24 protein-coding genes are annotated in these 24,518 nt (G+C 64.6%); 8 read left to right on the top strand and 16 right to left on the bottom strand.

Translation table 11 applies throughout. From position 1 onward, the window contains the following. Nucleotides 1-8 precede the first annotated feature (8 nt). Both KU887_RS24480 and KU887_RS24485 read left to right on the top strand, forming a co-directional pair. Nucleotides 9-338: a DUF3579 domain-containing protein gene (locus tag KU887_RS24480; RefSeq protein WP_006484473.1), complete on the top strand. Its 330-nt coding sequence runs from the start codon at nt 9-11 to the stop codon at nt 336-338. 238 nt (nt 339-576) lie between these two features. Then, nucleotides 577-1,428, top strand: a complete 852-nt coding sequence (locus KU887_RS24485; protein WP_006484487.1) for an alpha/beta fold hydrolase — start codon at nt 577-579, stop codon at nt 1,426-1,428. Between the two features lie 111 nt (nt 1,429-1,539). Here the strand turns inward: KU887_RS24485 and KU887_RS24490 are convergent, their stop codons facing one another. Next, complete coding sequence (locus KU887_RS24490; protein WP_006484477.1) at nt 1,540-1,980, bottom strand: PACE efflux transporter; 441 nt, start codon at nt 1,978-1,980, stop codon at nt 1,540-1,542. A 101-nt stretch (nt 1,981-2,081) separates the two neighbouring features. On the opposite strand from KU887_RS24490, the gene KU887_RS24495 reads away from it, so the two are divergent. Further along, nucleotides 2,082-2,972 (top strand): LysR family transcriptional regulator, encoded by an 891-nt coding sequence (locus KU887_RS24495; protein WP_212167886.1) that lies wholly within the window; start codon nt 2,082-2,084, stop codon nt 2,970-2,972. A gap of 64 nt (nt 2,973-3,036) precedes the next feature. On the opposite strand, the gene KU887_RS24500 is transcribed toward KU887_RS24495, so the two are convergent. Continuing rightward, a complete protein-coding gene (locus tag KU887_RS24500; protein WP_058902341.1) occupies nt 3,037-3,465 on the bottom strand; it encodes a hypothetical protein in 429 nt (142 codons plus the stop codon). Between the two features lie 127 nt (nt 3,466-3,592). On the opposite strand from KU887_RS24500, the gene KU887_RS24505 reads away from it, so the two are divergent. Continuing rightward, nucleotides 3,593-4,189: a TetR/AcrR family transcriptional regulator gene (locus tag KU887_RS24505; RefSeq protein WP_058902342.1), complete on the top strand. Its 597-nt coding sequence runs from the start codon at nt 3,593-3,595 to the stop codon at nt 4,187-4,189. A 90-nt stretch (nt 4,190-4,279) separates the two neighbouring features. On the opposite strand, the gene KU887_RS24510 is transcribed toward KU887_RS24505, so the two are convergent. Continuing rightward, nucleotides 4,280-4,693 carry a hypothetical protein gene (locus KU887_RS24510; protein WP_258255695.1) on the bottom strand — a complete coding sequence of 138 codons (414 nt, stop codon included), beginning with the start codon at nt 4,691-4,693 and terminating at the stop codon, nt 4,280-4,282. Between the two features lie 264 nt (nt 4,694-4,957). On the opposite strand from KU887_RS24510, the gene KU887_RS24515 reads away from it, so the two are divergent. After that, a complete protein-coding gene (locus KU887_RS24515; RefSeq protein WP_059720620.1) occupies nt 4,958-5,452 on the top strand; it encodes a GNAT family N-acetyltransferase in 495 nt (164 codons plus the stop codon). A gap of 66 nt (nt 5,453-5,518) precedes the next feature. On the opposite strand, the gene KU887_RS24520 is transcribed toward KU887_RS24515, so the two are convergent. From KU887_RS24520 to KU887_RS24565, 10 genes are all read right to left on the bottom strand, one after another. Beyond that, complete coding sequence (locus tag KU887_RS24520; protein WP_059720619.1) at nt 5,519-5,842, bottom strand: hypothetical protein; 324 nt, start codon at nt 5,840-5,842, stop codon at nt 5,519-5,521. Beyond that, a complete protein-coding gene (locus KU887_RS24525) occupies nt 5,839-6,438 on the bottom strand; it encodes a hypothetical protein (protein ID WP_124675170.1) in 600 nt (199 codons plus the stop codon). The genes KU887_RS24520 and KU887_RS24525 overlap by 4 nt, the downstream gene beginning before the upstream one ends. Continuing rightward, nucleotides 6,413-7,411 carry a hypothetical protein gene (locus KU887_RS24530; RefSeq protein ID WP_226245371.1) on the bottom strand — a complete coding sequence of 333 codons (999 nt, stop codon included), beginning with the start codon at nt 7,409-7,411 and terminating at the stop codon, nt 6,413-6,415. Before KU887_RS24530 ends, KU887_RS24525 begins: the two co-directional genes overlap by 26 nt. Continuing rightward, complete coding sequence (locus KU887_RS24535; RefSeq protein WP_258258448.1) at nt 7,389-10,097, bottom strand: type VI secretion system Vgr family protein; 2,709 nt, start codon at nt 10,095-10,097, stop codon at nt 7,389-7,391. Before KU887_RS24535 ends, KU887_RS24530 begins: the two co-directional genes overlap by 23 nt. A 234-nt stretch (nt 10,098-10,331) precedes the next feature. Further along, nucleotides 10,332-10,496, bottom strand: coding sequence for a hypothetical protein (locus KU887_RS24540; RefSeq protein ID WP_154641174.1), 165 nt, complete (start codon nt 10,494-10,496; stop codon nt 10,332-10,334). A 75-nt stretch (nt 10,497-10,571) separates the two neighbouring features. Beyond that, nucleotides 10,572-11,195: a GNAT family N-acetyltransferase gene (locus KU887_RS24545; RefSeq protein ID WP_249183126.1), complete on the bottom strand. Its 624-nt coding sequence runs from the start codon at nt 11,193-11,195 to the stop codon at nt 10,572-10,574. A gap of 146 nt (nt 11,196-11,341) precedes the next feature. Continuing rightward, complete coding sequence (opcM, locus tag KU887_RS24550) at nt 11,342-12,883, bottom strand: multidrug efflux transporter outer membrane subunit OpcM (protein WP_060263349.1); 1,542 nt, start codon at nt 12,881-12,883, stop codon at nt 11,342-11,344. 10 nt (nt 12,884-12,893) lie between these two features. Then, nucleotides 12,894-16,094, bottom strand: a complete 3,201-nt coding sequence (gene ceoB, locus KU887_RS24555; RefSeq protein ID WP_006484500.1) for a multidrug efflux RND transporter permease subunit CeoB — start codon at nt 16,092-16,094, stop codon at nt 12,894-12,896. Between the two features lie 45 nt (nt 16,095-16,139). Then, nucleotides 16,140-17,357, bottom strand: a complete 1,218-nt coding sequence (gene ceoA, locus KU887_RS24560) for a multidrug efflux RND transporter periplasmic adaptor subunit CeoA (protein ID WP_006484484.1) — start codon at nt 17,355-17,357, stop codon at nt 16,140-16,142. Between the two features lie 32 nt (nt 17,358-17,389). After that, nucleotides 17,390-18,250 (bottom strand): alpha/beta hydrolase, encoded by an 861-nt coding sequence (locus KU887_RS24565; RefSeq protein WP_006484499.1) that lies wholly within the window; start codon nt 18,248-18,250, stop codon nt 17,390-17,392. A gap of 174 nt (nt 18,251-18,424) precedes the next feature. Between KU887_RS24565 and ceoR the strand changes: the two genes are divergently transcribed. Both ceoR and KU887_RS24575 read left to right on the top strand, forming a co-directional pair. Beyond that, the gene (gene ceoR / locus KU887_RS24570) at nt 18,425-19,429 is read left to right on the top strand and encodes a putative multidrug efflux transcriptional regulator CeoR (protein ID WP_006484497.1); all 1,005 of its coding nucleotides are present in this window, start codon (nt 18,425-18,427) and stop codon (nt 19,427-19,429) included. Nucleotides 19,430-19,845: 416 nt separating this feature from the next. Continuing rightward, nucleotides 19,846-20,139: a DUF4148 domain-containing protein gene (locus tag KU887_RS24575; protein ID WP_006491979.1), complete on the top strand. Its 294-nt coding sequence runs from the start codon at nt 19,846-19,848 to the stop codon at nt 20,137-20,139. Nucleotides 20,140-20,357: 218 nt separating this feature from the next. On the opposite strand, the gene KU887_RS24580 is transcribed toward KU887_RS24575, so the two are convergent. The 3 genes from KU887_RS24580 to selD form a co-directional block, all read right to left on the bottom strand. Continuing rightward, nucleotides 20,358-21,437, bottom strand: coding sequence for a purine nucleoside permease (locus KU887_RS24580; protein WP_006494232.1), 1,080 nt, complete (start codon nt 21,435-21,437; stop codon nt 20,358-20,360). 230 nt (nt 21,438-21,667) lie between these two features. Then, nucleotides 21,668-22,261 carry a LysE family translocator gene (locus KU887_RS24585; protein WP_258255698.1) on the bottom strand — a complete coding sequence of 198 codons (594 nt, stop codon included), beginning with the start codon at nt 22,259-22,261 and terminating at the stop codon, nt 21,668-21,670. An 81-nt stretch (nt 22,262-22,342) separates the two neighbouring features. Then, nucleotides 22,343-23,407, bottom strand: coding sequence for a selenide, water dikinase SelD (gene selD / locus KU887_RS24590; protein WP_258255699.1), 1,065 nt, complete (start codon nt 23,405-23,407; stop codon nt 22,343-22,345). Between the two features lie 114 nt (nt 23,408-23,521). Between selD and KU887_RS24595 the strand changes: the two genes are divergently transcribed. Then, nucleotides 23,522-24,358, top strand: coding sequence for a DMT family transporter (locus KU887_RS24595; protein ID WP_062910281.1), 837 nt, complete (start codon nt 23,522-23,524; stop codon nt 24,356-24,358). Nucleotides 24,359-24,518 lie beyond the last annotated feature (160 nt).

The raw sequence follows: 24,518 nt of genomic DNA on the forward strand, positions 1-24,518 counted from the left end.
ACCCCAGCATGGATCGCATCGACATCACCGACCACGGCCGCATCGCCGGCCATTTGATCCGCGGCGTCACGCGCGCGCAGAAAACCTTCCGCCCGAGCGACTGGCCCGAGCGCCTCGCGGGCGTCATCACGCTGTTCGTCGGCGAACGGCGGCCCGGCTATCCGTGCGCGCTGTCGCGGCTCGCGATGCCGGTCGTCGACGGCGGCGTCAAATGCCTGTTCGTGTCCGACGAATTGCGCGCCGTCTGCGCGGACGCATTCGATTTCGCGATGCAGTTCGCCACCGACAACGACCTCCCCGTCGAGCTTCAGACCGCGCCCGCGTTGAGCGTGCGCTGACGCGCCCCCTTCCCCGTTCCGATGCCAGGGCGCGTGCGCGCAGCCCGCGGCACGCCCTTTCATCGGCGAAACGAATCGTCAGACGATTGAAGGCTTCGGTACATGACCACGCTCCGACAGGGGTTTCCGGCTGTGCCATCAAAAAAATTGATCGTCACGATGAAAATTATGCGTTTTCCTTGCAGGTCGCCGTGATGCATAGTTGCGTCGTGTTGACGCACCTTTGAGCCTTTCAGCCATGAACATGCGAATCGAGCCGTCCGTGCTCGCGAACCCCGACCTGCAATTTGCGACGCTTTCGTCAGGCATCAGCCTGCCGTATGTCGAGCGGGGCAGCGGTGCGCCGATGGTGTTCGTGCACGGCTCGCTGTGCGACTACCGCTACTGGGATCCGCAGCTCGCGGCGCTGTCGGCCCACTACCGCTGCATCGCGCCGAGCCTCAGCCATTACTGGCCGGCCGTCGAAGCAGGCATTCAGGACGAGTTCAGCTGGCAGAACCACGTCGACGAGCTCGCCGAATTCATCGATGCGCTCGATCTCGGCCCCGTGCACCTGGTCGGCCATTCGCGCGGCGGCAGCGTCGCGTTCAACGTCGCGCGCCAGCATCCGCACCTCGTCGAGTCGCTGACGCTCGCCGATCCGGGCGGCCCGCTCCAGCAGCCCGGCGTGCGCGAAGCCGCGTTGCCGGCCGCCGCCCTCGCGCTGCGCACGAAGGCCGTGAACCTGATCGGGCAAGGCGACGTCGAAGCCGGTCTCGAGATGTTCGTCGATTCCGTGAGCCTGCCCGGCGCATGGAAGAAGAGCACGGCGCGCTTTCGCACGATGGCGATCGACAATGCGAGCACGCTGCCGAAGCAGCTGCGCGACCCGCTGCCCGCGTATTCGCAGCACACGGCCGGCGACATCGCATGCCGCACGCTGCTGATCGACGGCCAGCGCAGCCCGAAGATGTTCCGTCACAACGTCGACACGCTGTCGCAGTGGATCGGCGATGCGCAACGGCAGACCGTCGCCGGCGCATCGCACGGAATGAACGCGGCGAGCCCCGCGGTGTTCAACCGTTACGTGCACGAGTTCGTCGGCGCGTAACGTCGCGGGCGGCAGGCGCGCCGCCCGTCTTCGCTGCCGTCGTCGCACGGCCTGCTACCGAAACGACACGACGCGTACTGCCCGCATCGAATCGTTTCGCATCCCTCTGCGTCATGCCACCGGCGCCGCCTTGCGCGTCACCGCGTCCGGCAACCCGAACACGCTGTCGAACGCCCAGTTGTACGTGAACGTGAAGATCGGGAAGAACACGATCAGCACCGCGTCGTACAGGAACGCCTGCAGCAGCGACACGTCGAGCCACCACGCGATCAGCGGAATCAGGAACGTCACGAGCGCGATCTGGAACCCGATCGCATGCACGACGCGCCGCCCGACGGTGCGCGTCGTTTCCGCGCGCCGCCGCTCCCACGCCTCGAAGCCGAGGTTGTACAGAAAATTGACGATGACGCCCGTCGTCGAGATCATCACGCCGAGCAGCCCGCTCGTCGCCGCGCTCGCGCCGCTCAACATGCCGAGCACCGACGACGCGACGAGGATGCCGAGCACCTCGAACATCACGACGTAGACTATGCGTCTCTTCCATCCTTGCATGACCGACCACCTTCATATCGAACCAGGTGGCGAGACTACCGCGGGCACGTCGTCCGCCAAAGTCAGGTCCTTTCAATTTTTCTGACAGGAGACGGCCGACCATGCTGACCAGCGATCACATCGACATGCTGCTGACCGTCATCGACAAAGGCTCGTTCTCGGCGGCCGCGCGTGCGCTCGGCCGTACGCCGTCGGCAGTCAGCATGGCGATCGCGAACCTCGAGGCCGAACTCGACCTCGTGCTGTTCGATCGCGGCACGCGCGAGCCGACGCCGACCGCCGCGATGGCCGCGCTGCTGCCCGACGCACGCGCGATCGCCGAACGGCTGCATGCGCTGCGCGCGCATGCGCAGCACTTGTCGGAAGGCGTCGAGGACACGCTGCGGCTCGGGCTCGCGGCCGAAATCGACGGTGCGCCGGTTGCACGCGCGCTGACGGCCGTCGCGGCGCAATATCCGGCGCTCGCGGTCAGCGTCGTCACGGCGCCGCAGGATGTGATCGTCGATGCGCTGCATCGCGGCGCCGTCGATCTTTGCGTCGCGTACGGCGGGCTCGATCTGCATCCGCAGGAACAGATTCACGCGCTGTGGACCGAGACGCTGATCGCGGTCGCCGCGCCCGACCATCCTGCGATTGCCGAAGCCGCGCATCCGGAAGCGATCGAGCGATTGTCGGGATTTCGGCAGATCGTGATCGCCGATCCGGAGCGGCCACTCACCGACGTGCGGCCGCTGATCGGCAACCGCACGTGGAAGGTGACCGACATGGCGACCGCGATCGCGCTCGTGAAGGCCGGTCATGGCTGGGCGAACTTGCCGGAATCGATCATTGGCCGCTATGTGGCCGACGGCGAACTCGCACCGCTCGTGTTCGCGAACATCCGCAACGGGTTGCCGTTGCCCGTGTATTTGCGGCGGCCGAAACATACCGGGATCGGCAAGGCCGCCGAGGAACTCGTACGGGCGCTGCGCGCTGAAGACGGTCGGCATTGAGCGGTGCGGCGAGGGTATCGCCGCACCGTCGGTCAACGCGCAATGGCTTGACCGTTAGTTGCGATCACTGCACCGCCGCCGCGTTCTGGATGGCGTCGACCAGCGCCGCGTTGTCGTAACGTCGCCCGGCGATACCCCATCCGCCGTCGACCGCGTGAACGACGTTGACCCAGACCTGCGTGGGCGTGAGCCGGCCGCCCGCGCGGCGCAACACGATCTCGGTCGCCCGTTCGACGAATTGCCGCTGCTTGTCGGACGCCGCGAGCGCGACGGCCGGCAGCTTCAGCTCGACGAACGCCGCCGGTTCCGCGCGGCCCTGCACGAACGTCCGGTCGCGCGGCAACACGTTCAGCGTGCCGATCACGTTCGGCGCCAGGAACGCGTTCCCGGTCAATCCTTCGACCTCCAGCAGCGCCTCGGTCAACTCGGCAAACACCGGGCCCTCGTCTTCCTGCGTGAAAACCCCTTCTGATACGGTCAGCGTAATCGGCATCGCACTTTCTCCAGGTCAGGTCATCGGAATCGTGACGTGATATAAATATCAGTCACTCTCTACACATTAGACACTGATCGCTCTCTATGCAAGCAAAAAAGAGCGATCGCTCTGAAGCGAGCCTGTCATGCGTTATTCCGTCGAACACAAGCACGAAACCCGCACGCGCATCCTCGAAGCCGCGAGCCGCCTGTTCCGCCAGGAGGGCTACGGCGGCTCCGGCATCGGTCCGCTGACGAAGGCGGCGGGCGTCACCAATGGCGCGTTCTACGGGCATTTCAAATCCAAGGGCGAAGCATTCCGCCAGATCGTGCTGGACGGCCTCGACCAACTCCGGCAAGGCGTCGCGGCATTCAAGGCCGAGCATGGCGCGCGCTGGCGGCGCCCGTTCGTATCGTTCTATCTGGGGCCGCGACGCACCTGCGCACTCGGCGAAAGCTGTGCGCTACCGAGCCTGTCGCCCGAAGTGATGCGCGCCGACGACGACACGCGCGACGCGTATGAACAAGCGTTGCGGCAGATCGTCGACGAAGTGTCGTCCGGGCTCGGCGACACGCCCGACGACGACCGCGCGATCGCGTTCCTCGCGCTGCTGTCGGGCGGCGTCACGCTCGCGCGCGCGGTGCGCGATCCCGAACTCGCGCAGCGCATCGCCGATGCGGTCGACCGTTATGCGGTGGTGATCGCCGAGCGTACCGACGTGCAGCCCGAGCAGCAGGCATGACGAACGGGCGATAAAAAGGGGGCTTCGTAGATCTCCGTGGACGTCGCCTTCCGGCCCGGCGTGGTCGCTATCGACACGTTGCCGGGAACGTCAGCGGACAAGCCGTCCGACAACCCGAGTCCACGCCGCCCGAAGACGTCGCGCGCGATCTTCGAAGAGATAGGAGGCCGCAAGCGCCAATAGACCTGAAATGGCACCCGTCACGATGTGCTCGACATAGGGGATACGGTAATGACTCGTGTGCGAGTACGCATCGCCCAACGTCGTCAGGACGCCAACGACCAGCGCATTGCCATATCGATGCGCATAGAGTTTCCCCACCGGCGTGAAAGTCAGAAGTACAGCCAGGAGCCCGGTCAGCAGCCCCGTATGAAATGCGATGGTCCAGTGGGCAAGGCTCGTGACATTTCCCCAGCTCCCCGGCATGCAGGTCATGCACGCGCTGGTCGGCTGCCAGAAACGCTGGACAAACAGTCTGACGCGGTGCTTCCACTCGGTTGACATGATGCATTCCCATCAATGCCGCCGTCACGGATGAGTCGGCTGTACGAAGCCGCAGAGGCCGGACAATGACCTGGGCATGGGGGCATACTACTCCACGATTGCACGGCCACCGTTTTGACCGAGACCGGCATTCGGCTCTTGCGTCCATCGGTGCGGTTCCGTCCGTGACGCGCATCGAAAGCGGACGTTCGCGGCGACGGTGCAGCGCACCACTGCCGAACGAGCCAGCTTAGAATCGAATTTTCCCTTTCGCTCGAGTACCCGATGCTCACAGCGCGCCCACTTGTCAGCGAATCCGCCAGCGACTGCGCAAACGTCTTGCGCGTCTTCAATGAAGCACCGTCGTACACGGAACTCGTTGAAGGCCGCGCGCCCTCCCCGGAAGACGTCGACGATTTCTTCTTCGGCAAGCCAGCGGGCACGAACGCAGCACAAAAATCAGTCTTCGGGTTTTTTGCCGAACGCGAGATGATCGGCTGCGCAGATGTGATTCGTTCGTATCCGACGGACGACTGCATATGGATTGGCCTGATGCTTCTCACCGAAGCGAGGCAGGGCCGAGGCCATGGAAAGGCCGCTTTGAAGCTGTTGATCGAGATGGCGGGCGAGTGGGGCTATCGCGCCGCGCAACTTGCAGTCGTCTCGACCAACCCTCGTGCACACGCATTCTGGCAGCGCGAGGGCTTTGAGGAGATTCGACGCGCGAACAGTCCGAGATTTACCGGCGACCTGATCGTCATGCAGCGCCCAATTGGATAGCGAGCTCGATCGGCTCGAAATGGTCGGCCCACGACTGCCGTTGTCGACTGCATCGGCGATGCGGCCTCATGACGGATTCGCTTCCGCGCGACGCTTGACCGCAGTATTCATCAACTGAAATTCACGCCGCGTTTCCTGGATCACGTCTTTGGTCAATCGTCCGGCGAGCAACCCGGAGAACGTCTCCGCCTGCTCAAGACGGATACCGTTGGCCACGGCAGTGAGGCGCATGCAATGCGTCCCGTCGAAGACGCCGCGAACCCATACGCTGCCGCGCCAGCAAAGATCTTGCTCCGGGCGAACGAGCAGAACCGTGGGCTTGAGGTCCTTCAACGGCGTCGGTGGCTGGCGCCCGCGTCCGTCGAGCGCGATGAAGAAATCCACGGTCACTTAGGAAGCTCGCTATCGACGACGAAGTTTCCATTCGCATAGCGATATCGTCGAGTAACGGGTTCTGGTTTTGCGTAATTCGCCCAGTGAATCCAGAAGCCGTCTCCGCCGTCCGTCCACGCGATCGCAAGATAGGGAGACTTGTTCCCTGAATCGGTAAACAAGTCGATATTCTTGAGGCAACTCTGCACCAGCGTAGAGTAGGCGAGTTCTGCACGTTTGCCATCCAAGCGTAGTACGTAAAGCGTTCCTTCCTCGCCCGCCCCGCAGTAGCCCGTTGGGTTGTCGCTAGACGATTGATTGACCACCACCATGATGAATTCATGGCCGTCGATTACGCTGGACTGCGCCGCAGGAAATGCAACGCTGGATGACGACACCAACGCACGCCGTATCGCGCCGGGAACCTCGAGCGTTCGCAACTTGCCGTGCCGCGCGTCGGTCACCACCAACCGGTGCGAATGTTCCTGGACAATGGGTCCTGCGCTCAGCTGTACAAACTGCGGTGCCGGGGTCTGTGCAAGCGCGGCGACGCTGAGAGTACAGACAAACACTCCACACAATACCCTCTTAATTGTTCGCCATGTGGTCTGCATAACAGATACCCGAATAGATCCAAGCGTGTTCATCGGAACGACCTGCCTTCCCACTCTTGTAAGTGTCCTTGTCGCGCTTGTGCAATTCTTCCACAGTCTTACCCTTATTTGCATCTTTCGACATATCCCAGCCAATGTTGCTGGTGTCCGGATCGCACATAATCGTGCCATTGGGAACCCATGCCTTCGATGATTCGTCCCACCGGTAGTAGACACTGCCGTTCCATCGAGAGAACGTCGCCCGGATCAGTTGGTCTTCGGTATATGGATGGCCAGCCAAGTCGTTCTTGGCATACCCCTGCTTCTCTTGATAAAGCTTGATGCCGACCTTGATGTTCTCTTTCCAGTTCCACACTTGTTCGTAGGTGGGCGCTGGATTGGTCATTTGCGTCATGCCGTACCCGTTGTCGAATGCGACGACGGGTTCGTTATCCGCGTTGATGAAATTCTTGAAGTGACTTTCCTGATTGATCACACGATCAAAGCCGACGGCATCCTTCTGGGTCTTCAGGAACTCCAGGACAGCGTCCTTGCTCGGGTTGGTGCCCACGATAAATACGGTGCGTCGGAATTGCTCCGTACCCGCTGTGACCTCGACGACCAATTTCCCGCCCAAGATCTTCCCCCCCGGATCCGCCACCCACGTTTTGTCATTGATCGAGAACGAACCGGTGTCAGAGAAGGTTTTGAGCTTCTTTCCGCGAGGCTTTTCCCGTAGTCCGCTCACCTGTGCGTCCCATGTAATCGTCCACTTCCATTGATACGGTGGAGGCTGTTCGGTCTTAATCTCGAACGTGATCTCCGGAAATTTTGGCGTCTCGTCGATCACGAACTTGTCGCCCGTTGACGGCCGGACCCACTCGCCCGAGTCGTTCTGTACCACTGCCTTCACCAGCGACTTCTGATCGGTCCCGGTCGTCGACGCGTGCTTCACGTGACGCTTCTCGGTTTTACGCTTCTTCGTCGCTGTCATCATCGACCTCCTTGTAGACTGTCAGAGAAAGAGACTCAGGCTGATCGGTATACACATGCTGGGTGAAACCGTTTGCGTCACTATAGCCGCTCCACTTTTTGCCCGATTCGCTTTCGATCTCGTAGCGTGTGTGCGGCAACACAGTCTTGCCGTCGTCGTCGACCAGGTGGAACTGCTCGTGATATCGCGGAACATCGCCCGCGTGAGGTAGTCCAGGGAGCACGTAACCCTGCGCGGTCGGTCCGTCCAGGCTGTGCGTCGCGCCCTTGATATCGATTTTGCCCGGTGCGTGAATCTGAATGTCACCGTTCGCGATGCGGATGTAGGCGCCGCCGGAAGTTAGGTAGATCTCCTGATCCGCCGCGACTTCGACCTTGGCGGTCGCTGATAACACCTTGACCGATTTTTGCGCGGTAAGCTCGACGTTGTCCGAGTGCGCTTGCACCTCGATCTTGCCGCGACCTGCGAACAATTTCATGCCGGCATTTTGAGCGAAGATACTTAACTTGTTGGCGACACTCGCGATCAGCGACTTCCCCACTGCCACGTGCGTGCTCTGACCGCTGACGATGTTGACGTGTTGCGCGGCGGACAAATGAGCGGTCTCGTTCGTCGACAGCGCGATACCCGACGGACTGCCAAAAAGCATAATCGGCTCTTTGAAGGTATTCGCTGTACCCGTGCCACCGCCAGCTGTGCGCCCCCCGGACGCGGAACCCGTGGCCGACTCTTGCGACGCATCGGTCAGCTGCTTCAGTGCGTCGTATCCGGCCTGCATGCCCTCGGCGTCGTGTGCTGTACTCGCGTCGGAGAGTGATTCGAGCAAGCTCTCGGTTCGCACTAGTTGCTCTTGCGTTTCGCGCGCGTCGAGCGGTTGGCTGTCCGCCGCTTTCGAATACGTGGTGACGTACAATCCGCGATTCGCGCGGATGGCGCCGTAACTGTCCGTCCGGAGATCGAAGCCACTACCTAGATAGTCGCCCCGTGAATTCCCGGTATGCTGGATCAAATAGCCGAGATGGAGCGCCGAGTTTCCGTGGCTGCTGAACAGCTGCACGCGGTTTTGGCCGGTCGAGTCGTCCATTACCATCTGGTTGTATCCCGCTCCGGCAAACTCTTTCGAGCGATAGCCCGACAGCAGACCGTTCGTATGCCACTGAGGCTTCGTCGCGCCGTTGTAGACTCGTGCGATCGCGATCGGACGGTCACAGTCTCCACCGACATAATCGATCAAGACCTCTTCGCCGACCCGCGGCGGATGGACAGCACCGTACCCGCTGCCGGTATCGGATTGCGCAACGCGTACCCAACAAGATGCGCTCTCATTGCCTTCATTGATGCGATCCCAAATGAAACGCACCTTGATACGGTTCAGCTCATCCGTGTAGACCTCTTCGTTCTTCGGCCCGACCACGATCGCAGTTTCGAGGTGTGTCGTCGGCTTGGCGTGTTCGAAAGGGCTCCTGAACGGTACCACGGTCCGCTGCGCTTCGATCTCAACGTGAAAGGCGCCCGTGGATCCATCTGCTCCGATCAAGGTATACGCGCCGCTGTCCAGGTCTGCAATCGCTGATTCTGCAATCCGACGGTCCAGGCTATGGAGCATCCGGGCGGATGTCTGAGTGATCGGTAGATTGTTTCGCACGATCCAACGCACCGCAATCGCCGCGAACTCGCGCTGCTCGCTCGAATCGCCATCGTGATCGGGATGTCCGTTCAACGTGAAACGTTTGCCAGCGTCAGCTGCTCGCCATCCACCGATACCAAAAAAGCGCTTCGACCGCGATTCCCATTCTTCGAGGCGGATTTTCGAAAGCGCGTCACCTCGGCCCTGGGCCATAAAGGTGTACGCGCCGGTGTACTGATACACCTCCGCTTGCTCCGGTAGCGCGCCTTGATTTGGCATCGTCGGCAACGATGTGCCCTTCGCGTTGAAAGCGCTCGCAGGGTTCTTGTAGTCGAACGTGCGAGTGGTCAGCGACGTACTCTGCAACGTTCGTGTGCCGCTCCACTCCGTGAGTGCGTCCGATGCGACCGTCGTGCCCGCGCGTGAAAAAGTGAGCGGCAGCGGTTCGTCGAGTGCTGTCAGGCGATCGGTGATGACGAGGCGATGTGCTTTGCCGTCGCTGTCGTGCTTCCAGTAGCCGTAGAGCCCTTCCGATTCAAGGAGCCGGTGGACGAAATTCCAATCAGTTTCGTCCTGGCGGCAGAAGGAGAGTGACGGCAGGGTCCGGGACAGATGAAACTCGAAGAAGCCGCGTGCTTGGGGATGAGCGTTGAAAACGTCGGTGACGATCGCATCGACCGGTTTGTCCTGCCAGATCTTCTGGTCGCGACGAAATCGCAGGAAGTGCATCCACGAGGAGATCGTGAGCTGGTGAAATGTCAGCCCTCCGTCTGCTCCGAGACGTCTCGCTGTATGCACGTAGCCGTTGTGCGGCGCATACGAACCACCACCCTGCTGGATCCACAGCGTCGCAGGTTGCGCAATAAGGTTCTTGAGCTCGACGCTCGACGTCGTCGAAACAACATCGACGACAAACTCAAAGTCGCGCCCGAGTCGCACATCACCGATCATCTGGTGCGAGAGCAACATGTCGTGTCCCAATGACGTGTCAAGCTTGAGAAGCCGGTCTTGCTGAATCAACCCGCCTCGAATGAAATGCATTAGATTACGCACATCCATCTGCATACCATTCTTTATCCCTACGCACGCTTGCTAAGTGGTAATTTCACTTTGCCCTCGCAGGCGATTGTACAGAACAGCGGATCTAGCGAATCTCAAAAATGGTCAATGTTGATAACGTCCGCTCCATCCCATTACTGATTATTCGTCGCGTCGATAGAAAATGACATCCGCGTAATTGAATGACTTATACGGCCCTCTGTGAACGTCTATTCTGCAGGGGTGCCGATTTTTCTACATGCCTGAACCATTGGCTGCGTACGCATTGTTGGTCACCGCGCCCCAGCGATCTGGGTTATCAGTCATATATTTATCGACGATTGCGGCCATATGCATGTTGGTCATCCCGAGATTGACGGCACAACCATGTCGCTTCACTGCACGCGGCAAGTCCTTCATCGCAATGATCGGCGCATAGAAAATGCCGTCGAAAACTCCCTCCAGATAGCGCTGCCTTTCCGAACCGCGCCCTGCTCAGTCGTTCAATTCAATGCGATAGCGAAGAGCCTCGGCGAATCCGTAGGCGGCCGGTTTTCTGAAGTGCTCGATCAATACACCATTGCACGCAGCAATCACCTTCCGCGAGGCGATATTCTCCGGATCGACCGTTAGTTCGACATAGGGCAGACCTGCTGTCTTCGCTTCGCCCAGCATCAGATTGAGCGCCTGCGTGGCGTAGCCGTTTCCCCTCTTCCACGGCACAACCGAGAAGCCGATATGTCCGAGTACGTATGACGGCAACTCGGCGGTTCCGACCTGCCAACGAAATCCGATCGCGCCGCAGAAATCACCGTCCCATATCCAGCGGACAATGCTCGGGAGCCGCGCGACGGTCGCGCCATCGGGTAAAGGAATCGGGCCGCCCGATGCAGCGGGATCGTCCAGTCCGTTCACGAATCGCACGGCATCGACGCCGATAGCATCCAATTGTTCGCGCGCGGCGATCGCCTTACGGACGTTGTCAGGCGACCATCCGGCCTCGAGCGCCGAAACGTAGCGCGGCAGCAAAGCAAGCGTAGGTCTCAACAATTCGATTGCGCTCATGCCGATCGGTGCGTGTCCGGGAAAGATGATTGTCAACGGTTTGATCGGCGGCATCGAGCGTATCAAAATGGCCGATCGCCGACGTTCCTCCCCGCCAATTTACGATGAACCATACAAAACCCCGGCATGCAGACCTGAGCCTGCATGCCGGGGTTCTTCGCTTCACGGCCGGCAAGCGACGAATCGCCCGCCGTTCGCGCTTACCGCGCAGCTACGTCAGCCTTGCCAGACGCCGCATCACCCACCGCCGTCGGCGCCGGCGCATTCCCCCACCCGCCGCCCAGGGCGCGGATCAGGTTGACGGTCGACACCGCCTGCGCACCGGTTAGCTGGTTCGCCTGCAACTGCGACTGCAACACCGACCGCTCACTGTCGATCACATCGAGATACGCGACCTCACCTTCCTGATACTGTGTCCGCGACAACGTCGCCGCCCGACGCGACGCGTTGACGGCCGCATCCTGCGCACGGATCTGATCATCGAGCAAACGCAGATCAGCAAGATTGTCCTCGACCTCGCGGAACGCGACGAGCACCTGCTGCCGGTAATTCGCGACCTGCTCGTCGTACTGCGCGCGCGCCTGCTGCACGCCGGCCGCCCGCCGTCCGCCGTCGAACAGCGGCAACGTCAGCGCGGTGCCGGCGAACGGCCCGAGCAGGAACGTACGGCTCGACCACAGGAACAGGTTGCCGAGCGTCGACGCTTCATAGCCGAACGACCCGGTGATATCGAGCTTCGGGAAGTACGCCGACTTCGCGAGCCCGATCCGCGCGTTCGCGGCCGCCATCGCGCGTTCGGCCGCCGACACGTCCGGGCGGCGTTCGAGCAGCGCGGACGGCAAGCCCGGCGGAATCTTCACCGCGACCGGCACGATCGGCGTTTCCTTGAACGCGAAATCCGCGGGCGCCTTGCCGAGCAGGATGGCGAGCGCATGCTCGGACGCCGCGCGCCGGCGCGCGACGCCGACCGCATCGGCCTGCGCGCTCGCCAGTTCGTTCTTCGCGCGCGACACGTCGAGCTCGCTGATGTCGCCTTCGTTGAAGCGGCGCTGTACGAGCTTCAGTGCCTGCTCGCGCAACTCGACCGTGCGGCGGTACAGGTCCTGGTCCGAATCGAGCTGTCGCAGCTCGAAGTAGTTCTGCGCGACGTCGGCCTGCAGCGCGAGCTGCACCGAACGGAACAGCGCTTCGCTCTGCGCCTGGTCGGCACGCGACGCCTCGACGTTGCGGCCGACGCGGCCGAACAGATCGGCTTCGTACGACACCGTGCCCTGCGCGCGCCACAGCGTCGCGTTGGTCGGGCCGGTGCCCTGCGGCTGGAACTGCGACGCCGACGACAGCCCCTCGCGCGTCGGCCCGAAACCGGCGCCGACCTGCGGGAACCATTGCGAGCGCGCCGAACGCGTCGCCGCCCGCGCTTCCTCGACCCGCGCGGCCGCGGCCTTCAGGTTCTGGTTCGCGGCGAGCGCCTGCGTCTCGAGCGAATCGAGCACCGGGTCGCCGAACACCTTCCACCATTCGCCGCGGTGTTCGCCATCCGACGGCTCGGCCGTCTTCCACGTGCCGGCCTGCTCGCCGGCGGCAAGGGTCGGCGCTTCCTTGAACGCGGCGGGCGCCGCCGCGTCGGGACGCTGGTAGTCGGGGCCGACCGCACACGCGGCGAGCAGCGTCGCGAGCAGGGTGCTCGCGGCCGCCACCTTCGCGAAGCGCATCAGGCCGTTCGTGTTGTGCATGTTGTCCATCTTTCTATCCTCAAGCATCGGAAGCCGACGCACCCGACGGCGACACGCCATAACCCGCCGAGTCCTTGCCGGCGACGTGAATCTTGCCGCCCGCGAGCGTGCGCAGCACGACGTAGAACACCGGCGTCAGCATCAGCCCGAACAGCGTCACGCCGAGCATCCCGAAGAACACCGCGACCCCCATCGCATGACGCATTTCCGAACCCGCGCCGGTCGACGTGACGAGCGGCACCACGCCCATGATGAAAGCGATCGACGTCATCAGGATCGGGCGCAGCCGCAGCCGGCTCGCCTCGATCGCGGCCTCGAGCGGCGTCCTGCCGTCGTGTTCGAGCTCGCGCGCGAATTCGACGATCAGGATCGCGTTCTTCGCCGACAGCCCCACCAGCACCATCAGGCCGATCTGCGTGAAGATGTTGTTGTCGCCCTGCGTGAGCCACACGCCCGTCAGCGCCGACAGAATGCTCATCGGCACGATCAGGATCACCGCGAGCGGCAGCGTCAGGCTTTCATACAGCGCGGCGAGCACGAGGAACACGAGCAGCACGCTGATCGGGAACACCCACATCGCCGAATCGCCCGCGAGGATCTGCTGGTACGTGAGGTCGGTCCACTCGAAGCGCACGCCGCGCGGCAGCGTCTCGTGCGCGATGCGCTCGACCGCGGCCTGCGCCTGCCCCGACGAGAAGCCGGGCGCCGGGCCGCCGTTGATGTCGGCCGCCGTGTAGCCGTTGTAGCGCACGACCATTTCCGGGCCGAACGTCGGCGTCACGGTGACCAGCGACGACAGCGGCACCATCTCGCCCTTGTCGTTGCGCGTCTTCAGTTGCAGGATGTCGTCCGCGCGCTGGCGGAACGGCGCATCGGCCTGCACGCGCACCTGGTACACGCGTCCGAAGCGGTTGAAGTCGTTCACGTACAGCGAACCCAGATACACCTGCATCGTGTTGAACACGTCGGTCACCGGCACGCCGAGCTGCTTCGCCTTCACGCGGTCGAGATCGACGTTGAGCTGCGGCACGTTGATCTGGTAGCTCGTGAACAGCGGGCCGAGTTCAGGCGCCTGCTGCGCGCGCTTGATGAAGTCGTTGGTCGCATCCGACAGCTTCGCGTAGCCGACCGCGCCGCGATCCTCGATCTGCATCTTGAACCCGCCGAGCGTACCGAGGCCGAGCACCGGCGGCGGCGGGAACACCGCGACGAACGAATCCTTCATCGCGCCGTACTTCTGGTTCAGCGCACCCGCGATCGCGCCGGCCGACAGCGCCTTGCCGTGCCGTTCCGCGAACGGCTTGAGCGTGACGAACACGATGCCCGCGCTCGAGCTGTTGGTGAAGCCGTTCACCGACAGCCCCGGGAACGCGACCGCGCTCTCGACGCCCGGCTGCTTCAGCGCGATCGAACCCATGTCGCGGATCACCTTCTCGGTGCGATCGAGCGACGCACCGTTCGGCAGCTGCGCGAACGCGATCAGGTATTCCTTGTCCTGCGCGGGCACGAAGCCGCCCGGCACGACCTTCGACACGAGCACCGTCGCGCCCACCAGCACGAGATACACGCCGAGCATCAGCGTCTTGCGCGACAGCACGCCGCGCACGCCGCGGCCGTAGTTCTCCGCGCCGCGATGGAACACCTTGTTGAAGCCGCGGAAGAAGCCGCCGAGCACGCGGTTCATCACACGCGTGAGCCAGTCTTCCTTGTCGCCGTGCCCCTTCAGCAGGATCGCGGACAGCGCCGGCGACAGCGTCAGCGAGTTGAACGCCGAGATCACCGTCGAGATCGCGATGGTCATCGCGAACTGCTTGTAGAACTGGCCGGTCAGGCCCGACATGAACGCGAGCGGCACGAACACGGCGACCAGCGTCAGCGCGATCGCGATGATCGGCCCGCTCACTTCCTGCATCGCCTTGTAGGTCGCCTGCCGCGCGTTCATCCCGTTCTCGATGTTGCGCTCGACGTTCTCGACGACGACGATCGCATCGTCGACCACGATCCCGATCGCGAGCACCATCCCGAACAGCGACAACGCGTTGATCGAATACCCGAACGCGAGCAGCAGCGAGAACGTGCCGATGATCGACACCGGCACCGCGATCAGCGGAATCAGCGACGCGCGCCAGGTCTGCAGGAACACGATCACGACGATCACGACCAGCGCGATCGCTTCGAGCAGCGTGTGCACGACGGCCTTGATCGACGAGCGCACGAACTGCGTCGGGTCATAGACGATCTTGTAGTCGACGCCCGCCGGCATGTCCTGCTTCAGTTCTGCCATCGTCTTGCGCACCTCGTCCGAGATCTGCAGCGAGTTCGCGCCCGGCGACTGGTTGATCGCCATCGCGACGGCCGGCTTGTTGTCGAGCAGCGAGCGCAGCCCGTACTCGGACGCGTCGAGCTGGATCCGCGCGATGTCGCGCAGGTGCGTGACGCCGCCGTCCGGCGTCGTCTTCACGACGATGTCGCCGAATTCGTCTTCCGTCTGCAGACGGCCGCGCGCGTTCACCGACAGCTGCAGCGGCGTGCCGGGCAGCGACGGCGATGCGCCGATCACGCCGGCCGCGACCTGCACGTTCTGCTCGCGGATCGCCTGCACGACGTCCTCGGCCGACAGCCCGCGCTGCGCGACCTTCTGCGGATCGAGCCACACGCGCATCGCGTAGTCGCCCGAACCCCACAGCTGCACCTGGCCGACGCCCTGGATCCGCGACAGACGATCCTTCACGTTGATCAGCGCGTAGTTGCGCAGGTAGGTCATGTCGTAGCGGTTGTCCGGCGAGATCAGGTGGACCACCATCGTCAGCGTCGGCGAGCTCTTCACCGTGGTGATGCCGAGCCGCTGCACGTCTTCCGGCAAGCGCGGCAGCGCCTGGTTCACGCGGTTCTGCACGAGCTGCGTGGCCTTGTCCGGATCGGTGCCCAGCTTGAACGTGACGGTGATCGTCATGTTGCCGTCGCTGTTCGCCTGCGACTGCATGTAGAGCATGTCCTCGACGCCGTTGATCTGCTCTTCCAGCGGCGACGCGACCGTCTCGGCGATCACTTTCGGGTTCGCGCCCGGGTACTGCGCCTTCACGATCACCGAAGGCGGCACGACTTCCGGATATTCCGAAATCGGCAGCAGGAACATCGCGATCACCCCGCCGAGCAGGATGATCACCGATAGGACTCCTGCAAAGATCGGCCGGTCGATAAAGAATTTGGAAATGTTCATGGGTTGCTCTGTCTGGTTGAACGCGGATGCGAAGCGGCGCGCCGCTTACGAATCCGCCTTCGCCGGTGCGGCCGGCTTCGCGGTGCTCGCGAGCGGCGCGGACGGCGCATCGCCGCCCGTCATCGGGACCATGTGCGGCTTCACCTGCTCGCCCGGACGCACGCGCTGCGTGCCGTTCACGACCACGCGGTCGCCGGCCGACAGCCCGCTCACGATCACGCGCCGGTTGCCGTGCTGCATCCCTTGCTGCACTTCGCGATACGACACGCGGCCCTGCTGGTCGACGACGAACACGAACTTCTTGTCCTGGTCGGTGTTGATCGCCGCGTCGTCGACGAGCAGCGCCTCGTGCGGCGCGCTGCCGCCCACCTTCACGCGTGCGTAGAGGCCCGGGACCAGGGTGCCGTCCGCGTTGTCGAAGCGGGCGCGCACGCGGATCGTGCCGGACGACGTGTCGAGCCGGTTGTCGACCGAATCGATCTCGCCGCTGCGCGAGTAGCCGGTTTCGTTCGCGAGGCCGAGCTCGACCGGCACCTTGCGGCCGCTGCGCGCGCCGTTGATGTATTGCAGGTAGGTCTGCTCGTCGGCGTCGAACGACGCGTAGATCGGCGACACCGATACCAGCGTCGTCAGCGGCGCGGCCGACGCGCCGGCCGACACGACGTTGCCGAGCGTGATTTCCGCGCGCGACACGCGGCCCGACACCGGCGCGGTGATGCGCGTATAGCCGAGATTGATGCGCGCCGTTTCCAGCGCGGCTTCGGCGGCCTTCAGGTTCGCGTTCGCTTCGCGCGCCGCGTTCTGCTTCTCGTCGTAGTCGCGCTTCGCGATCGCGTTGTCGCCGATCAGCCGCTGCGCGCGCTGCCAGTCGGTCTGCGCGTAGCCGTTGCGGGCCTGCGCGGCCGCGAGCTGCGCGGCAGCGCGATCGACTTCCGCCTGGTACGGGCGCGGGTCGATCACGAACAGCACGTCGCCCTTCTTCACGAGCGCGCCGTCCTTGAAGTTCACCGCGACGATCGTGCCCGACACCTGCGGGCGCACGTCGACTTTCTCGACCGCCTCGAGGCGGCCCGAATAGCTTTGCCAGTCGGTCACGGTCTGCGGCACGACGGTCGCGACGTCGACTTCGGGCAGCGGCGCCGCCGCTTTCTCGGGGGCGTTCGCGCTCACGCGCATCGCGCCGAACGTGCCGAGGCCGACGACGGCGAGCGTGACGATCGCCGCGGTCGCGATTCGGGAACGGGAGGTGCGTAGGATGGCCATGTGGATCTCCAGTAAGCGTGGATTGGTTCTGGTTATTCGGGACGGTTCGGCTGGCGGGCCTGGAAGCGGCACTGGAAGAAGCGCACGGCTTCCTCGAATGCGGCTTCGTGCGTGGCGAGCGCGGCGTGCGTGATGTCCGGGTAGCGGATCACCTGCGTGAGCACGCCCGACGAGATCAGGCAGCCCGCATAGTTCTCCGCTTCGACGTGCAGCACGTCGTTCTGCGCGGTGACGACGAGCGTCGGCGGCAGCCCCGCGAGGCGCACCGATTCGATCGGCGCCGCGTACGGGTGCATGCGCTGCGCGGCCTGCGGCAGATACGCGCGATAACAGGCCGCGCATTCGCGCGCGGTGATGTCGGACGCGAGGCGCTCGGCGTCGCCGATGCGCGTCATGCTCGGGTCGAGCATCGGCCCGAACAGCGCCTGCGCGGCGATCGACACTTCGCCGCGATCACGTGCGATGAAGGCGAGGCAGTTCGCGAGCTGGCCGCCCGCGTCGTGCCCCGCGACCCCGATCTTCTTCGGGTTGCCGCCGAACGCGCGGGCGCGTGTCGCGGCCCACACGGCGGCGCGATACGCATCCTCCGGCGCGGCCGGAAAAGGAAAGGCCGGCGCGAGCGAATAATCGACCGACACTACGAGAGCTGGTAAGCGTTCTGCTAAAAAACGCGCGGCGAAATCCGCGTCTTCGAGCGAACCGCGGACGAAGCCGCCGCCGTGGAAATAAAGCACTACTGGCAACCCGGTCTTGTCCGGGCGGCGGTAGAGACGCAGCACGATGTCCTGCGCGTAGCCGGGAATTTCCACTTCGGCAACCGTCAGCGCCGCGCCCGCTATGGCTTGCGCGGGCAGCGCGGCTTTCAGGAATTTGCTGAATTCAGAAGCGTCCATGACGATGCAGCATCCATTTCGAGATGGAACGAATTCTGGGTCCGGCAGACATTGGGATAAATGCCTATAATCCGGCAACACAATTCAACGCCCCCGAACAATCCGAGGCTGCGTTTACCCACGAGGTAGCGCAGCCTTCTTGTTCCGGCGGCAAATTAAATTGCGGAGGTTGTGATGGACCGGCTTCAGGCCATGCAGGTGTTTACTCGCGTCGTCGATACAAGCAGCTTCACCAAGGCAGCAGAAACGCTCAGCTTGCCGCGAGCGTCCGTCACGACGATCATCCAGAATCTCGAAGCATTCCTCGGCGTGCGGCTGATGCACCGGACCACGCGCCGGCTCTCGCTCACGCCGGACGGCGCCGCGTACTACGAACGATGCGTGCGGATCCTCGCGGACGTCGAGGAAACCGAAGCAAGCTTCCAGGCCAACAACCGGAAGCCGCACGGAAAGTTGCGTATCGACATGCCGGGCTCGATCGGGCGGCTGCTCGTGATTCCGTCGCTGTGCGAATTCCATACGCGCTACCCGGACATCGACCTGCAACTCGGCCTGTCCGATCGGCCGGTCGACCTGCTGCAGGAAGGCGTCGACTGCGTGATCCGCGTCGGTGCGCTGCAGGACTCGTCGCTCGTCGCACGCCGCGTCGGCCTGTTCGAATGCGTGACCGTCGCGTCGCCCGATTATCTCGAGCGCCACGGCGAGCCGCAGACGATCGACGACCTGAACCAGCACAAGGCCGTCAACTACTTCTCGAGCCGCACGGGCCGCACGATCGACTGGACCTTCCTGATCGACGGCAAGGAAGTCGAGATGAAGATGGAGGGCATCGTGTCGGTAAACGACGCGGATGCGTACGTGACGTGCGGAATCGAAGGCTTCGGGCTGATCCAGCCGCCGCTGTTCATGGTGCTGCCGCACCTGCGCGAAGGCCGGCTCAAGGAAGTGCTGCCCGGCGTCAAGCCGTTGCCGATGCCGATTTCGGTCGTGTATCCGCACAGCCGCCATCTGTCGCCGAAGGTGCGCGTGTTCGTCGACTGGGTGGCCGAAGTGTTCGACCGTTGCCCGCTGCTGAGCGGCAAGGGCAGCCTCGACGCGACGTGCAGCAAGCGCACGTTCGAGGAAGCCGAACGCGCGCCGGTGCTCGATACGCCGGTCATCAACGAGTGGGTCGCGTAATCGCCTGACCTCCGCGCGCGGGCCGGACGGCCCGCGCGTCATCCCGCCTGAGCGCCGCCCGGCACGTCTGTCAAGCGCGGTGCCCCGATCCTTCCCGAATCCGCAGTAAACCTTTGCGCGACCCGCGGCAATCGGCCGCGTGCGTCGTCGCGGGTCGTTGCGCGTCGCCGTCGCGCATCCCGGCGAAGCCCGCGCCGCGGGGCTCCCGGCCATTTCCGCATAACCCTGCCGGCGGTGCGGATGACGATTGTTCCACTGACACGACAATTCAATTCGCGTCTGCCGCATTTATCGCACCGGAACAGATACCTAGAGTAAACCCTGTCGCGCACCTCGTTGCGCATCGAACAGATCCCGCCTGGCGGGACCGGAGTCAGCGCTCGAGCGCCAGCTCCGACATCTCTAGGAGTGACGCCATGAACCGCCGCCATCTTCTCTCGGCCCTTGCTCTCGCGCTTGCGGTGTCCGCACCGGCCTTCGCCGATTCGGGTACCCCGCATGCCGGCGACTACGGCAACACGTCGTGGTACTCGCAACACAACGGCCCGCGGACGCGCGCCGAAGTGAGCGCGGAAGTCGTGCAGGCCCGCAAGGACGGCACGCTCGCATACCTGCGCAAGGCGACTTCGTATCCGCAAGGGCTCGAACTCGCACAAAGCCCGTATCGCTCGACGCCGGAAGGCAACCAGCTCGCCGGCGGGGGCCGGTAAACGCGCGACGCCGCGCGGCGGGTTGCCCCGCGCGCGGCGTTTCGAACGACTTTGTCGACGACTCGCTGAGTCAGTTAGTTGCAGGAGCACATGATGAACGATCAACTTCCTTCGCCGCTCGATCACTGGGACGACACCACGCCGGTCTGGACGCCGTTCCGTTCGGCCCCGCAATCGCATTGACTGCGTTGACCGCCGGCTGAGTCATCGTCCGGCCGTCAACGACGCGGCACGCCGTCGCGCCATTCGCCCCAGTGCGTGACGATGTCCTGCACCAGCGGATTGCCCGCGCGGTACAGGTTTTCGGTCGCCGGGGCGAAGCCGCCCTGGTCCGCGTAGTTCAGCAGGTTGTCGGCGCTCGTCTGCCCCGCGTACGGCCGATCGAAATCGGACCCGGTGCGCAGCACGGCCACACGCGACAGGTCGACCCGCTTCACGCTCGCCGCGCGCTTGAGCGCTTCATACGTCGCGTTGTCCTCCTGCGCGGTCATGCAGTAGGTGCCCTTGCCGTCCGTCAGGATCTTGGTCCACTGACGCGCGCGCTCGCCGATCAGCGTGCCCGAGAACCACGTGTTGCCCGATGACGTATCGCACTGGATCACCGTCGGCGGCCGGTTCGCCGGCGCATACGTGAACTTCGCGCGCGCAGCCTGCGCCTGGGCGCTATCGGCGAGCACGACGTTGCGCGACAGCGCGTACGCGGCGTCGGTCAGCTGCGGGTTGAGCTGGAACACTTCGGTGCGATAGTCGAGCGGCGGCTTGTCGTTCGGGCTCTTCGTGTTGATGCCGAGAAAGCCGGTGTTCCACCCGGCCGGAATCTCGCGCGCATCGAGCTCCCACTGCAGGCTGAAATCGACGAGGTATTTCGACCACGCGGCCGATCCGACCGTGCCCTGTGCGGGGTCGACGCCCGCGATGCCCGAGATCAGGAAATAGGTGCGGCGCAGATCGAAGCGTGGCGAGAACGTGAGCGCCATGATCGTCGCCGACGCGTTCGCATAGCCCATCCCGGTCGTGACCACGCACACGTCCTGCTTGTTGCAGTGGACAGCCGGATAGTCGGGCGACAGGCCCGGCACGGTGATGTCGCGCCACGGGCCGAGCCGGTCGAGCCATGCCTGGCCTTCCGGGCCGAACATCGTGATGATCATGACCTTGACCGGGCGGCCATGCGAGCCGGTCTCGGCGAATGCTGCATTGCCTGCATCGTTGCCCTGGTTGTCCTGCGCGATCGACGGCGCGGTCGCACAGGCGGCAAGCGAGAATGCGGCGGCGGAAAGGATGGAGCGAGTCAGCATCGGCGTTCCTTGTTTCGGTGATGTTGGGTGAGAACGGCTCTCGGAGACTGCGCGACGAGTATAGAACGGGCGTACGCGATGCGGAACCCGACTACGAAACGGCTGGCGGTGTTTCGTGCGAACGGAGGCGTGTTGCGCGACGGAAAATCGCGCATTCGTCGCGGCCTTGCAAACATCAGGAATGCTATCGGGTTCGTCGCCGTGCGCGACGTCGACCGCTTCGCGCCGCGCTACACGCGCATCAGCCCCGCGACGCCGTAACCGAGCACGACGAGTGCGGCGACCCCATGGCTCGCCGCGAGCCACGCTGGCGATTTCACGAAACGCCCGATCGCGCTGCCGCCGAACGCGAACACGAGCTGCCCGGCGAGACTGCCCGCGAACACGCACGCGGCGCCGAGCAGCCAGTGCCGATGCGCGCCGGCGGCAGCGGTCGCATAGCCGTAGAACAGCAGGATGGTCAGCGGGTTCGCGAGCGTGACGAAGAACATCGACATGAACGGGCGATTGCCCGGCGGCGGCGGGACGTCGCCATCGAGCGTGCGGCGCCGGTCACGCAGCGCCTGCCACAGCATCCGCGCGCCCATCGCGAGCAGCACGCACGCACCGACCAGGCGGAACAGCGACAGATGCGACGCGAGCGTGCCCGCGAGCAGTGCGCCGATGGTGAACGCGACGACCGCATAACAGCCGTCGGCAGCGGCCACTCCGATCGCCGCACGCACGCCGGTCGCCATGCCGGCGCGCATGCCGTAGTTCGCGATCATCAGCGCGACGGGCCCGACCGACAGCGCGATCATCAGCCCGAACAGGAAGTCGTTCATCGGTCGTCGATGGCATCAATACCGTCGATGGAAGGCATCGATTCCAGCGACGTCGAAACGATACGCGGTATGAATCCGGCGTCAGGCGACGTCGACGCGTGCGGGCCCGTCCGCCATCTCGCCGATCACGGCCGCGCGGTCGAAGCCGTCGGCACGGAAGCACGCGAGCACGTCGTCGACCGCCTCCGGCACGCACGCGACCAGCAGCCCGCCCGACGTCTGCGGATCGGTCAGCAGCGCCTGCGCGACGGGCGGCAGCCCGTCGGCGAGCCGTACGTCGGTGCCGTACGCGGCCCAGTTGCGGCCCGACGCGCCGGTAAACACACCGTCGGCCACGAACGTCTCGACGCCCGCGAGCCACGGCAGCGACGCATAGTGCACGCGCGCGGTGAGCTGCGCGCCGCGCACCAGTTCGAGCGTATGGCCGAGCAGCCCGAAGCCGGTGACGTCGGTCAGCGCATGCACGCCCGGCAGCGCGGCGAGCTCGGCGCCCGGCCGGTTCAGCTTGGTGGTCGTCGCGACCATCTGCGCGTAGCCGTCGGCGTCGAGCTGGTTCTTCTTCAGCGCGGCCGACAGCACGCCGACGCCGAGCGGCTTGCCGAGCACGAGCACGTCGCCCGCGCGTGCGGCCGCGTTGCGCTTCACGCGCGACGGATGCACGACGCCGATCGCCGCGAGCCCGTAGATCGGCTCGACCGAATCGATCGAATGACCGCCCGCGACCGGAATGCCGGCATCCGCGCACACCGATTCGCCGCCGCGCAGCACGGCCGCGATCGTCTCGTGCGGCAGCACGTTGATCGGCATGCCGACCAGCGCGAGCGCGAGGATCGGCTTGCCGCCCATCGCATAGACGTCGGACAGCGCGTTGGTGGCCGCGATGCGGCCGAAGTCGAACGGATCGTCGACGATCGGCATGAAGAAATCGGTGGTCGCGACGATCGCCTGCTCGTCGTTGAGCCGGTAGACGGCCGCGTCGTCGGACGTCTCGGTGCCGACCAGCAGATCCGGGAACAGCGCGGGCGGCGTCGCGCGCTTGAGCAGCTCGGACAGCACGCCCGGCGCGATCTTGCAGCCGCAGCCGCCCCCGTGCGACAGGCTCGTGAGGCGCGGAACGGCAGGCTGGGCTTGGGTGGCTTCGGTCATCGTCGGCATCCGGTGAATAACAACGTTCTATTATCGACAATTCCGCGCGAGCGCGCCCGATACCCACATAATTGACGGCGCCGCCCGCTCCCGCCTTCGTCCGCCCGTTCGTTCATGGATCACTTCTTCATCGGCCTCGTGCTGTGCTCCGCGCTGCTGCACGCCATCTGGAACGCGTTCCTCCACGTCAGCGAAGATCGGCTGGTCCAGCTCGGCACGATGTCGCTGCCGTATCTCGCGTTCGGCATCGCCGGCGCCGTGCTGCTGCCCGCGCCGGCGCCCGCCGCGTGGCCGTACGTCGTCGCGTCCGCCGTGCTCGAGGTCGCGTACTGCTTCACGCTGGCGCGCGCGTACCGCAACGGCGAATTCGGGCAGATCTATCCGATCGCGCGCGGGATCTCGCCGCTGCTCGTATCGGTCCTCGCGCTCGCGATGCTGCACGAACGGCCGACGCCGTTCGGCTTCGCGGGCATCGCGCTCGTATCGATCGGCATCATGTCGCTCGCGCTGCGGCGCGGCTTGCGGTTCTCCGGCGAAGGCGTGCCGTATGCGCTGCTCACGGGCGTGTTCATCGCCGCGTATTCGATCTGCGACGGGATCGGCTCGCGCGTGTCCGGCAGCGCGCTCGGCTATATCGCGTGGGTGTATCTGCTGTGGAGCGTGCCGCAGCTCGTGCTCGTCTGCGCGGTGCGCGGCGGCCCGCGCGCGGTGCTCGGCTCGCGCACCGCGCTCACGCAGGGCGCGATCGCCGGCACGATCTCGCTCGCCGCATACGGGATCGTGATCCTCGCGTATCGGCACCTGCCGGTCGCGACCGTGTCGGCGCTGCGCGAAACGAGCTCGATCTTCGCGGTCGCGATCGGCTGGTTCGTGATGCGCGAGCGGCCCGGTGCGCAGCGGCTCGCCGCCTGCGCGCTGGTGGTCGCGGGCGCGGCGTTGATCCGGCTTTAAACAGCGGGCCAGCGGCCGCCGCTGACGCTGCCGGACGCGTCGAGCCGGCTCCGCGCGAGTCCGCGAATCGGCGAACGTCTCGCGCGTCGCGGCACACGCCTGTTCCCCGCACCGCGGGCAGCACGATTCGGCCCGCCGGCGGCGCGGCTGTCCGTCCGCC

Source organism: Burkholderia sp. EMB26 (assembly GCF_024730645.1).
Taxonomy (GTDB): Bacteria; Pseudomonadota; Gammaproteobacteria; order Burkholderiales; family Burkholderiaceae; genus Burkholderia; species Burkholderia cenocepacia.